The organism is Pseudomonas fluorescens (genome assembly GCF_902497895.1).
GTDB lineage: Bacteria > Pseudomonadota > Gammaproteobacteria > Pseudomonadales > Pseudomonadaceae > Aquipseudomonas > Aquipseudomonas fluorescens_BP.
In genome coordinates, this window is record NZ_CABVHQ010000024.1 from 14,991 (window position 1) to 27,072 (window position 12,082).

The 12,082-nt window shown below is 61.8% G+C and carries 11 protein-coding genes; 7 read left to right on the forward strand and 4 right to left on the reverse strand.

Going from position 1 to position 12,082, the window contains the following annotated elements; all coding sequences use genetic code 11:
* Positions 1–13: 13 nt before the first annotated feature.
* Genes F8N21_RS14045 through F8N21_RS14055 form a run of 3 tightly spaced genes read left to right on the forward strand, consistent with a single transcriptional unit; the run spans position 14 to position 2,672 of the window.
* Positions 14–1,198 (forward strand): acetyl-CoA C-acyltransferase family protein, encoded by a 1,185-nt coding sequence (locus F8N21_RS14045; protein ID WP_150642707.1) that lies wholly within the window; start codon positions 14–16, stop codon positions 1,196–1,198.
* Positions 1,199–1,216: 18 nt separating this feature from the next.
* Complete coding sequence (locus F8N21_RS14050; RefSeq protein WP_150642708.1) at positions 1,217–2,068, forward strand: 3-hydroxybutyryl-CoA dehydrogenase; 852 nt, start codon at positions 1,217–1,219, stop codon at positions 2,066–2,068.
* Positions 2,055–2,672 carry a TetR/AcrR family transcriptional regulator gene (locus F8N21_RS14055; RefSeq protein ID WP_150642709.1) on the forward strand — a complete coding sequence of 206 codons (618 nt, stop codon included), beginning with the start codon at positions 2,055–2,057 and terminating at the stop codon, positions 2,670–2,672. The genes F8N21_RS14050 and F8N21_RS14055 overlap by 14 nt, the downstream gene beginning before the upstream one ends.
* Positions 2,673–2,901: 229 nt before the next feature.
* Here F8N21_RS14055 and F8N21_RS14060 read toward each other — a convergent pair whose 3' ends face one another.
* Both F8N21_RS14060 and F8N21_RS14065 read right to left on the reverse strand, forming a co-directional pair.
* Positions 2,902–3,714, reverse strand: coding sequence for a class I SAM-dependent methyltransferase (locus F8N21_RS14060; RefSeq protein ID WP_150642710.1), 813 nt, complete (start codon positions 3,712–3,714; stop codon positions 2,902–2,904).
* Positions 3,715–3,805: 91 nt separating this feature from the next.
* Complete coding sequence (locus tag F8N21_RS14065) at positions 3,806–4,078, reverse strand: DUF4242 domain-containing protein (RefSeq protein WP_150642711.1); 273 nt, start codon at positions 4,076–4,078, stop codon at positions 3,806–3,808.
* Between the two features lie 238 nt (positions 4,079–4,316).
* Here F8N21_RS14065 and F8N21_RS14070 point away from each other — a divergent pair, with 238 nt between their 5' ends.
* Entirely contained in the window at positions 4,317–5,300 is a 984-nt protein-coding gene (locus F8N21_RS14070) for an AraC family transcriptional regulator (RefSeq protein WP_150642712.1), read from the forward strand.
* Positions 5,301–5,332: 32 nt separating this feature from the next.
* A complete protein-coding gene (locus F8N21_RS14075) occupies positions 5,333–5,713 on the forward strand; it encodes a VOC family protein (protein ID WP_150642713.1) in 381 nt (126 codons plus the stop codon).
* A gap of 140 nt (positions 5,714–5,853) precedes the next feature.
* Here F8N21_RS14075 and F8N21_RS14080 read toward each other — a convergent pair whose 3' ends face one another.
* Positions 5,854–6,645: a substrate-binding domain-containing protein gene (locus tag F8N21_RS14080; protein WP_150642714.1), complete on the reverse strand. Its 792-nt coding sequence runs from the start codon at positions 6,643–6,645 to the stop codon at positions 5,854–5,856.
* Positions 6,646–7,034: 389 nt separating this feature from the next.
* Here F8N21_RS14080 and F8N21_RS14085 point away from each other — a divergent pair, with 389 nt between their 5' ends.
* Positions 7,035–7,529, forward strand: a complete 495-nt coding sequence (locus F8N21_RS14085; RefSeq protein WP_150642715.1) for a GNAT family N-acetyltransferase — start codon at positions 7,035–7,037, stop codon at positions 7,527–7,529.
* 138 nt (positions 7,530–7,667) lie between these two features.
* Positions 7,668–11,204, forward strand: a complete 3,537-nt coding sequence (locus F8N21_RS14090; RefSeq protein WP_150642716.1) for a hypothetical protein — start codon at positions 7,668–7,670, stop codon at positions 11,202–11,204.
* Positions 11,205–11,473: 269 nt separating this feature from the next.
* Here F8N21_RS14090 and F8N21_RS14095 read toward each other — a convergent pair whose 3' ends face one another.
* The gene (locus F8N21_RS14095) at positions 11,474–12,082 is read right to left on the reverse strand and encodes a membrane integrity-associated transporter subunit PqiC (protein ID WP_150642717.1); all 609 of its coding nucleotides are present in this window, start codon (positions 12,080–12,082) and stop codon (positions 11,474–11,476) included.

Consider the following 12,082-nt stretch of genomic DNA (forward strand, 5'->3'; position numbering starts at 1 on the left):
TCAGAGAGTCGATATGAACAATTCCGATATTTTCGTCGTCAGCGCCGCGCGCTCCGCCATTGGCAGCTTCGGCGGGTCGCTTAAAGATGTCTCGCCTATCCAGTTGGCGACCGACGTTTGCCGCGCCGCCATTCAACGTTCGGGCCTTGCCCCTGAGCATATCGGGCATGCGGTGATGGGCCATGTAATCCCTACCGAAGCTCGCGATGCTTACCTCTCCAGGGCCGTGGCGATGAATGCCGGGCTGCCGAAAGAAACCCCGGCGTTCAATGTCAACCGTCTGTGCGGTTCCGGTTTGCAAGCGATCGTCAGCGCCGCGCAAAGTCTGCTGCTGGGCGATGCGGGGGCCGTAATGGCCGGTGGCGTCGAGTCCATGAGTCGCGGCGCTTACTTGCTGCCTCAGGCGCGTTGGGGTGCCCGCATGGGCGATATCCAGGGCATCGACCTAATGCTGGGCGTTCTGCATGACCCGTTTGCCGGCTTCCATATGGGCATCACCGCGGAAAACATCGCCGAGCAGTACGGCATCAGTCGGCAGATGCAGGATGACCTGGCCTTGCTCAGCCAGCAACGGGCCGCCCGGGCCATAGCCGAAGGACGCTTTGTCGAGCAGATCGTGCCGATTGAAGTGCCTACCCGCAAAGGCACGCTGTCGTTCGCCACTGACGAGCACGTGCGAGGGGATGTCAGCGCAGAGCAGCTGAGCGGTATGAAACCGGCCTTCAAGAAAGATGGCAGCGTCACTGCCGGCAACGCCTCCGGCCTCAATGACGGTGCCGCGGCATTGATCATGGCCACCGGTCAGGTTGTCCGTGAGCAAGGTCTCAAGCCTATAGCCCGCCTGGTCGGTTACGCGCACGCCGGGGTCGAGCCGTCGCTGATGGGGCTGGGACCGATTCCCGCGACTCGCCTGGTGCTCAAGCGCGCTGGCCTGACCGTTGCCGACCTGGATGTCATCGAATCAAACGAGGCGTTCGCCGCGCAAGCCTGTGCCGTGGCGCAAGAACTGGGTTTCGATCCGCAGAAGGTCAACCCGAACGGTTCGGGTATCTCCCTGGGTCACCCAGTAGGAGCCACCGGCGCGATTATCGCGACCAAGGCCATTTACGAACTGCAGCGCTGTCAGGGCCGTTATGCCCTGGCGACCATGTGCATTGGCGGCGGCCAAGGCATTGCCGTGCTGTTCGAACGCGTTTAATCAAGGAATTGACCTGAGATGAATCTGCACACTATCGGCTTGATCGGCGCTGGCACCATGGGCAACGGCATTGCGCAAATCTGCGCCCTGGCCGGCATCAATGTGACCTTGCTGGACATCTCCGAGGCTGCGCTGGAAAAAGCCCTGGCGACGGTGAGCAAGAATCTGGATCGGCAAATCGCCAAACAGCTGCTGTCCGAGAAACAAAAGCTGGAAGCGCTGCAGCGGATTCAGACCAGCACTGACTATGCCACGCTGGAAAGCGCGCAATTGGTGATCGAAGCCGCCACCGAAAACCTCGACCTGAAACTGCGGGTGCTGCAGCAAATCGCCGCTCAGGTCAGTGCCGACTGTGTGATCGCTTCGAATACTTCTTCGTTGTCGATCACTCAACTCGCAGCCAGCGTCAGTCAGCCGGAGCGCTTCATCGGCCTGCATTTCTTCAATCCGGTGCCGATGATGGGCCTGATCGAAGTCATTCGCGGCCTGCAGACCAGTGATGGGACTCACGCCCTGGCGCTGGAACTGGCGCAACGCCTGGGCAAGACCGCCATCACCGCCGGCAACCGCCCGGGTTTTGTGGTCAACCGGATTCTGGTGCCGATGATCAACGAAGCGATTCTGGTACTCCAGGAAGGGCTGGCCAGCGCCGATGACATCGACGCCGGCATGCGCCTGGGCTGCAATCAGCCGATCGGACCGCTGGCCCTGGCCGACCTGATCGGCCTCGATACCGTGCTGGCGATTCTCGAGGCCTTCTACGACGGCTTCAATGACAGCAAGTACCGTCCGGCACCCTTGCTTAAAGAGATGGTCGCCGCCGGTTACCTGGGGCGTAAAAGCGGGCGCGGCTTCCATGCTTATGCCTGAACGCTGTTCCCGCCTGGCGCAGCATCGCGACAAGGCGCTCGAGCTGTTCGCCAGGAAGGGTTTCGGCCAGGTTGGCATGCGTGAGCTGGCGACCTACCTGGGGCTCACTCCTGGGTCGCTGTATCATCACTATCCGAGCAAGCAGCATTTGCTGCTTGATCTGATCGAAGAGTTCTACGAAGAGCTGCTGGCCACCCTGCAGCGAATCGGCAAAGGCCCACGCCGTGCTCGCAATATTCAGGCGGTGATCCATGCGCACCTGAAATTGCATCGGGAAATGCCCGAGCACTATCGCCTGGTCGAGCGCGACAGTTGCTGTCTGAACGAAGATCAACAGCAGCGGGTCAAGGAATTGCGCGAGCAATACCAATGCCGGCTGCTGGCGATTCTCGGGCACCGCACGGCACTGACCGAACAGAGCCTGCTGGCCGCCGGACACGCGATTGCCTCCTTGCTCAATAGCGCCCCGTCCTGGTTGGCCCAGCACAGTCTCGACGACCAGCAGCGCGACGAGCTGCTGGAAACCCTGGTGACTGGCGCGATAGAACGCCTGCTCGCGCCCTGCCCGCCAAGGGCGGCCTGCCTTCAGGCGGCGGTGGCCTGAGGGAAAGGATCGCAGGCTTCGGCAGCTCCTACGCCGACCGTGGCTGGCAAAAAGATTGGCGAGATACCGCAATTCTGCCAGGTACACACAACCCCCTGTAGGAGCTGCCGCAGGCTGCGATCTTTTCCGCGAATGACGCGTTTGCCGGGCAGGCGCGAAGATCAAAAGATCGCAGCCTGCGGCAGCTCCTACGCCGACCACGTACATCCGCGATTTCACGCGATGCGTTTCAACGCCTAGTGATCACCACCTCCAGATATTCACCGGGCACCACTAGCGAATCCGGGCCGGCCCGGTTCAGGCTGTTCAGCAGTTCGGTCAGGTCGTGTTCCAGGGCCAGGGCAGCGTCGGCCTCAAGCGCCGCAAAGGCCTTGTGAACCGGTCCGTACCAGGTGCGAAACACCTCGATGAAATGCGCGGCGGAGCGGTACCTGAAATTGAACATCCGGCGCGTTACCGCGATCTTGGCGGCGCGGTCAGCGAACAGTGTCTGCAGATGGGCCTCGGTGCCCCACAGCGAAGGCGGTTGCGCGCCGGCCGGTGGCGGAAGATGGCGCCCGAGGGTCTTGAACATCTGCCCGATAAACCCTTCCGGGGTCCAGTTGGCAAGGCCGATCCTGCCCCCAGGCCGACACACCCGCGCCAGCTCGGCGGCCGCTTTCGCCTGGTCGGGTGTAAACATCACGCCAAAGGTCGACAGCACTACGTCGAAACTTGCGTCCTCGAAAGGCAGCGCTTCGGCGTCAGCCACCTGGAAGGTCACTTCCAGGCGCTCGGCCCTCGCCCGGTCCTCGCCGCGTTCGAGCAGCGCTGGCACGTAATCGGTCGAGGTCACCTTGCAGCCTCGACGCGCCGCGGCCAGCGTCGCGTTGCCATTGCCGGCCGCGACGTCAAGCACCTGCTCATCGCAACGCAGGTCGCAGGCCTCGGCCAACTGCTCGCCGACTATCTGCAACTTGGTGCCGATCACCGCATAGTCGCCACTGGCCCAGGCAACCTTCTGACGGCTTTTCAGGGCGTTCAAATCAATTGGGGTACTCATGAGTTCTGGCTCCGAATGGGAGGGCGTAGATTTCGTACAAAGGCCGGACTGTCGATCAGCCGCGGCCTCTGCAAAACCTGATTGAACGCCGCTACTCCGCCGTTGTGGGATCAATGATCGAGGTGACCTGGGAAACCCGGTTGATGGGGAAACTGCCTTGCCTGGCGTGTGCCCTGACCAGCTCCTCGTTCGGTGCGATATACACGCAGTAAAATTTGTCGCCGGTGACGTAGCTTTGCAGCCACTGCACTTCTGGTCCCAACTCGCTAATGACCTTGCAGGACTTTTGCGAAAGGGCTTTCAGATCTCGCTCCGTAAGGCTTCCGGCTCCCGGAATATCCCGTTCAATAACAAACTTCGGCATGGCAACCTCCACTTGTTGGATGACCGGGGCAGGCAGTTACCCCGTCGCACAACTATCGCGCTCGAGCACCGTGGCGTCCTGCCCGATCGTCGGCAAGGTCTGCCCGATCGTCCGGACATTGCCCGTCCCGCGGCCACGCGCTCACAATCGGAAAAGCCCGGCCAATGGGGAGATCAGCCATGGCAGCCCAGTTCATTGACGAAACCTCGCTCCCCCTGGCGCAGTGGAGCAACGGCTGATGGACGCCCTGTCGCAGACCTTGGGCGTGGTTCACTTGGTGGGCGCGATCTTTATCAATGCCAGGTTCACCGCGCCCTGGTGCTATCAGTCACCCAGAGCCGACTCGGTGGCCCCATTGCTGGAGCCTGACGCCGAGCGGGTGGTGATCTTCCACCTGATCACCGAAGGCGAGTGTTATGTCGAACTCGACAACCAGCCGCCGCTGCTTTTGACCGCCGGCGACGTGGTGATTTTTCCCCAGGGTGATGCCCATCGCATGAGCTCGCAACCCGGACTTGCGCCCGCCAAAGGTGGGCGTCTGGCGGCGGTGCTGTCGCGCCGTCCACGGCAATTGAACTACGGCGGTGGCGGCCCGGCAACCCGCCTGGTGTGTGGCTATCTGGCCTGCGATACCCGCCTGGCGGGGATGCTGATGGCGGGGTTGCCGCCGCTGGTCAAGGTCAATGTGCGCGGCTCGAGTGCCGGTATCTGGCTGGAATCCTCGGTGCGTTACGCCCTGGCCGAGGCCCGTTCCCCGCGGCCCGGCGGTGCCGGGGTGCTGGCGAAATTGGCCGAGGTGCTGTTCATCGAGGTGTTGCGCCTGTACATGAGTGAACAAAGTGAGGGTCGTACCGGTTGGCTTGCCGGGGTCCGTGACCGGATCGTCGGTGCCGCCTTGAACTCGCTGCACAAAAGCCCCGCCCAAGCCTGGACCCTGGATGAACTGGCGCGCACCGCGGGCACCTCAAGGTCGGTGCTTGCGCAACGCTTTCAACAACTGGTGGGCAGTTCGCCCATGCAGTACCTGGCGCAGTGGCGCATGCAACTGGCGGCCAATCTTTTGCGCCGCAGTAATGCTTCGTTGACGCATATCGCAGAGCAAGTGGGTTATCAGACCGATACCGCCTTCAGCCGGGCCTTTCGCCGTGAGTTTGGCGCTCCGCCCGCGGCATGGCGGCGCAGTCAGTCGGCGACCACTCGTGGAAAATCGAATGTCGCCTAAGCTGAAGGTGAGCCTGGGAGGAGGATTCCCGCGTGAGCGTACAGCTGAACCACACCATCGTCTGGTGCCGCGACAAGCACCGGTCATCGTCCTTTCTCGTGGAGCTCCTGGGCCTGCCCCGCCCTGCCCCATTCGGTCCGATGCTGATCGTCCAGCTGGATAACGGCGTCTCCCTCGACTATTACGACGAGGATGGCGAGATCGCTTCCCAGCACTATGCGTTCCTGATCGGCGAGGACGACTTCGACCCGATCTTCGCCCGGATACAGGCCCAGGGGCTGCCCTACTGGGCCGACCCCGGCAAGCGGCGAGCGAATGCAATAAACCGCCTGGATGGCGGTCGCCGGGTGTATTTCGATGATCCCGACGGCCATCTGCTGGAGATTTTCACTCAGCCCCAGGCCGTGACGTAACGAATCACATCGTTCTGCAATTGCTCGAAGGACAGGGCTGGTTGATTCATCACGGCATCTCGATAGCTCGGTGTCTCTTTTTAGATAACCGTGGCGACGCCGTCCAACAAGGAATGTTGTCACCCCCGGATAACCAAAAGTTATTCAAGGGGCAGCCGACTGTTGAGATCCGCTACCGAAACCATGCGATGGGGGCCGACATCAGCGGCGTATTGACTGACCACCTGGCGGCTCATTCTGACAATGCTCTCCACCAGTTCCAGGCCCACCCCGGCGCGCCACGAGGCGACAACATCCAGTTGCGGCAAGCGGCTGCCCGGTTCCAGCTGAATCAGTTCGCCGCTGGCCAGGGGCTCGGCCACCAGCGCGGCCGGCAAGGCGCCGATGCCGAAGCCGTCGCGAATCAGCCGGGTCATGGCCGACACCGAATTGACGCAACTGACCCGCGGTGCATTGATGCCATGGGCATGCAGCAGGTTGAGTACATCCTGATGCGCTCGCGAGTGTTTGACGAAGGTGATGATGCGTTCACCGGCCATCTCGACCAGCGAGGCATAGGGCCGGGCATAGATCGAGTGGCTGGCGGCGATCCAGTGCATCGGGTAATGGGCCAGCTCGAGGTTGCGCACGCTGTCGTGGCGGATCAGGTCGGTCTGGAACACGATATCCAGATAGCCCTTCTGCAGCTGGTCGCAGAGATTGCGCGCGGCGTCGGCGGTGATCTCGATTTCCACGGCAGGAAAGGTTTGCATCAGGGTCGACATCAACGGGCTGAGCCAGGTATGGATCACCGTGTCCATCACGCCGATGCGCACCAGCCTCTTCTGCGGGCTGGAGATCGCTGCCTGGGTGCTGAACATTTTCTCCGCGGTCCGGCTGAAGCTTTGCCGGCGGGCGACCCAGACGAAGGTTTCGAGGAATTTGAGGTTCATGGCGGCTCTGGTGGCTCTTGTGGCATTGGTGATACTCGGGTGGCGGTCACTGTTCTCCCACAGAGAACCGTGTTGGTCGCGTTGCAATTGTTACTCCAGAGTCCGCCTCCATGGGTATCAAATTTTTTATGCATAACACCGCTTTTTCCCGTTTGACGCCGCTTTGCCTCGACAAGGAATCCGCTCCACGACGCAGGCGACTCCCACACCAGGTCACCTTTGAGATAACGGGTGCACATAAAACTTGTAGGAGCTGCCGCAGGCTGCGATCTTTTGGGAACAGCCAATGCTTGACTGACCGGCATCAGGGCTGGCCATGATCGTGGACTTTCGGCGCCTGGCCAGCGAGAGCCGCCATGACCCCGCAAACTGCAAGCAGGAGCTCCCCGATGCTCTCGATAGAACTGCACAACGCCCAGCGCGATGAACTCGAATGCATCGAGAACCTGATGCAGTTCTATATGTACGACTTCAGCGAGTGGCTGGCGCTGGAGTTCGGCGAGCATGGTTTTTTCAGCATCCAGCCCAAACTCGACTACTGGCGAAAACCCTCGACCCGCCCTTTCCTGATCAAGGCTGACGGGGAGCTGGCCGGCTTCGTGACCATTGACGACGAGGTTCGCTCACAAGGCGCGCAGTACAATATCGGCTACTTTTTTGTCAGCCGCCGCTATCGCGGTCAAGGCGTCGCCAGGTTTGTGGTGTCGGCATTGCTGAAGAAATTTCCCGGTCAGTGGCAGATTTTCCACATCGACGCCAATCAGCCGGCGCGCGCATTCTGGGCCAGGGTCATCCCCGACCTCACCAAAGGTGAATTCACTCGACATCAGCTGTCGGTCGATGGATATGCCTGCACCCTGTTCAGGTTCCAATGCGGGGGCTGAGCGTATCCGGCTGCAGGATAAAATCGCAGGCATCAGTGACGACTCCGGCCCCTTGGCGCACCCCTCGAGTTGAGCGGGTGCCCAGGTTGGGTCTATACCTTAGGAGTACCGGTCGGCCCGACACCTGAGGGATAGGCCATGGACAACAGCAAGGATTCAGGCAGCAACCTGGGCTTCTGGCTGCCAGGCAGCGCGATCATCCTCAGCCTGGTGGTATCGACCTTCGCTCTCACCCGTGAGCCTTTCCTCGAGTCGCGCCCCATCGGTGGCCAATTCCAGGCGCAACTGCCCATAGAAGCCCGCTTGTGGCAGGACCCCTTCGATGCGCTCGAGCGCTATCGCAAAAAACTCAAGGACAGCAAATTCCCAGGCTCGGAATGCAGTAGCACGCTTTCCGGCAAGTCAGCGGTACCTGGTACCTCACCCGCGCAGGAAGCGCCTCCGGACATCATGGTGGCGTTGGTCGAGGGTGGGCCGTATGCCGATGAGGTGGAACTGCGCCGGCGCATTCGCTACGCCACCCTGGCGGGGTTCAAGAATTCCCGCATGGTCCCGGAAGACGAGCAGCACATCCGTTGCCTGGCCCTTGCAAACGATCTGGCGGGCGATCCGCAAACCACCGAAACCGATCCGCAACGCGCTGAGCTCCCCTATGAAACCTTCGTCGCCGACCCGTTCGATCCCCCTACGGACGTTGACGACATCCAGCATCCGGCTGACCGGACCATGCTGTTCTGGGTCAAGCAGGAGTATCTGGGTTCGGACCCGTTGCAAAAGCTCGAGGTCTTGCGCCACACCCTGGCCTGTAAAGTCGGCCAGGCGTACGGCGCGCCGCAAGCGTGCGACGCGCAGCCCGACAGTACGTTACTCAAGGTAGTCGGCCCCTCCAACTCGACAATGCTCCGGGATATGTACTGGCAGGAGGCCCAGGGCACGCTAGTGCCCCATATCGAGATTTACTCGCCACTGGCCACGGCCGACAAAAAAATGTTGATGCGTGGCTTCACCAAGGCCGGTTCTCCCGAAGAAATATCGGCGGAGCCAACCCGGTATAAGGAGTCAATGAACCTGCTGCGCACGGTCAGCGACGACGGCACCATGACACGCCTGCTCCTGGAGGAACTGAAGCTGCGTCGAGTAGACCCGGCTGCCGGTGTGCAATGCGCCAAAGGCGCGACCCTGCGGGTCGGAATGCCTTGCGGTCCCGAGGGCAGGCGCGCCAATCGCATTGCGCTGATCTCCGAGTGGGACAGCTTCTACAGCCGCGCACTGATCGAGAGCTTCAAGTCGCAGGTTGCCGAGAGCGCTCGTATCGGCCACGAAGACGGGGCATTGGTCGATGAATGGGTGCTGCGCTTCAGCTATCTGCGTGGCCTGGACGGACGCCTTCCGGAGGAAGCCCCGAGCGGCGACAAGGCCACCGCCAAGGATGCCAGCAAGGACAGCAACCAGCTGGATCTCAGCCCCCTCGAGAAGTCCGATGGCAATTCCCAGCTCGATTACCTGCGCCGCCTCGCCGATTACATCGTGCTCGAGGACGAGGCTTATCGCCGAAATGGTGAAAGTGGAATCGGCGCCATTGGCGTGCTGGGCGTCGACACCTACGACAAGTTGCTGGTCTTGCAGGCTCTCAAGAGCCGGATGCCCAACAAGGTGTTTTTCTCCACCGATCTTGACGCGCGCATGTTGCAGCGCGGGCAGGCGCAGACCACCCGCAACCTGGTGCTGGCCGCGCCCTATGGGCTGACGCTGACCCGCGCCCTGCAACAGGACGTGCCACCGTTTCGCGACAGTTTGCAGAGCGCGGTGTTCATCGCGGTGCTGGCCGCCCAAGCGCCCCAGAGTTTCGACGCCAAGCGGGCGAAATTCGATTATTCGAAGTCGGGGCTGCTCTCGCCTGGCATTTATGAAGTGGGCATCAGTGGCTTCATCCCGCTGGCGAGCCGGTTGACCGCATCCCGCGCCGAGGATTGCGCAGCCCCGCTCCGTGCGCGGCCAGGCCGGGTCAGCACTATACGTGCGCAGGACATCATGGCCCTGCGCTGCCTGCAGGATCCGTCGCCGCCGCCGTATCCCGAACTGTCCCAAACGGTGCGCAACAAGTTCGAAGAGCGACAGTCGTACTTTTGGGCCGGGCCGCTGTCGCTGATCCTGCTGGTCCTGGCGATTTTCCTCGGCTGGTGGTGGACTAATGAGCAATCGCCCGACAACAGCCTGCCACCTTGGGTGCGCGGCGTGCCGCTGGCACTTTATGTGGCGTCCGGGCTGTCGGCCTGGGTCGCCACCCAGTACTGGCGCGTGGAGTTCATGTGGATCACCTTCGTGTTGATCCTGCTGGGGATCATTTGCTCAGGGCTTATCCGCCGCTCCCGGCGCCAGTCGGCTCCTTGCGAAGGCCCACCCGCCCCCGTCGTGGCCAGAGGGTTGTTCGACTCGTCGGCGTGGTACATCGCGGTGCCGATCGTGGCATTTATCCTGGCGCTGCTATGGGCGTTCCAGATCCGCCACACCTTGACGGGCGGCGGACTGGGCGAACCGATGTTCCTGTTCGAGGGCATCAGCGCCTGGCCAACGGTGGCGCTGCGCCTGCTCGCAGTGCTGATCTCCATCTCGGCGCTGGCCTGGGGCTGGCGCAGCCTGCGCGTCAGCCGGATCGAGATCGAGACCGCCTATCACTTGCGCCCTTACCTGCGCAGCCGTCGAACGAGTCTGTGGCGGCAGTTTCCGCGCTTCGTTCAGGGCGCAAAAAGGCGCACATGGCATCAATGGTTCGAAGAACTGGGGCATCGCCTGTTCCTGGTGCTGTTCCCGCTCTCATCCACCAGCATTGCCAGAACACAGCCCAGGGCATGGGCTGCTCTTCCCCGGTCCGGTGATGCGGACGGACGCACGATCATCTCTTTCCTGCGCTTCTGGAGGGAGCACTGCGTGAGCGGTACCTTCGGTGCCCGCATGCTGCGCGCCGTCCTCGCCACCTGGATTTTTGTGGTGGTCACCAGCGTGCTCTTTGTGCTGTGGCCCATGGAAGGGGTTCCGGTGCGCGGAGAATCGCCGGTCTGGAGGTTGAGCTGGATGGTTCCAACCCTGGTTTTCCAACTGCTGGTGTTCTGGGTGGTGGATGCCAATCGCCTACTGGCGCGATTTATCCGCCAACTCAGCAGCTATCACGCGATCTGGCCAAAAAAATTGCAGGATGAGCATGAGAAAATTTTTGGTATCCGTGACCATGCCTGTATCGACGACTGGGTGGACACGATGTTGATCGCCAGGCGTAGCGCGGCGGTCAACCGTCTGATCTATGCCCCGACGGTAGTCCTGTTGATCCTGATGGCGTCTCGCAGCAGTGTGTTCGACAACTGGCCGACACCGCCCAGCGTGGTCCTCTCATTCCTGCTCACCGCGCTGGTGCTGCTGATCAGCGCGTTGTCGCTGCGCCGTGCCGCGGAAAAGGCACGAGCCGCGGCCTTGCAGCGAGTTGATAGCTACCTGTTGGAAACACCCGCCAGCACACCAGGTTATGACAAGTTCCGGATGATCCGCGAACGCATCGCGGCGCTCAATACCGGCGCCTTCTCACGCTACTCGGAAGAGCCGCTGGTGCGCGCGCTTTTGCTGGCGCTGACCGGCATTGGCGGTTCGGCCATCGTCGATGCGTTGAGTTATGCGAAGTTCTAGGAGTCGGCGGACGGGGCATCAAGGGCATGGGTATCTACACATCTCGAAAGGCTAGAACTCCCGTAGCAGCTGTCGAGTAGAACGAGGCAGCGTCCGAGGACGGAGTCCTCGTAAAAGCTGTGCTCGCGGTTTATCTGCAACTCCGAGGTGCAGGGTTTTACGGCTGCTTCGCAGCCGGACGCTGCCTCGTTCTACTCGACAGCTGCTACGCCCTACGCCCTACGCCCTGCCAAGCATCAAAAAATGTGTAGACACCTATGCATCAAGGGCTAAGGACAGCCTGTCCCCCGCTTTGTTGACCAGTTGCGGGCGGTACCGGCAATGATGCCCGCCAGTTGCCCGATGGCCCGCTGATGGGCCAGCACCACATCCGGCACCCCGGGACCGGCAGGTTGGCGGATGACGCTACTGCAGGTCAGGCTCCGGGTTTTTTCGCCAGCGCCGCGCAGGCTGATACTCCAGACCGCATCGATCAAGGCGTATTGACCCGGCAGTGAGTCGAAACGCCGGACGTCGGTTTGCAGCGAGAGAACGTCGCGGCCGGGAACCTTGGGTAAGCCCGCCAGATCGCGGGTACCCAGCTTGAGCTCCATCTGGCTGGCCAGGGCGTCATGGAACTCATCGGCCAGCGGCGCGCTCCAGCGCTCGGTTTCAAGGATCGCCAAGGCTCCGCTACTCTGGCGGATCACCACCTGCGGCTGGTCGACCTGGACCGGGATACGCACCGGTTGCATCTCGAACTGGAAAGCTGACCCGGCTGCATTCGTGCGCGTTGCACTGTCCGTCGCGGTCGGCACCAGGGTGTAGTAATGGGTCGGCGCCGACGTGCAGGCGCTCAGGCCCAGGGTGGCGAAAAAGGCCAGGGAGCGAATAGTCAT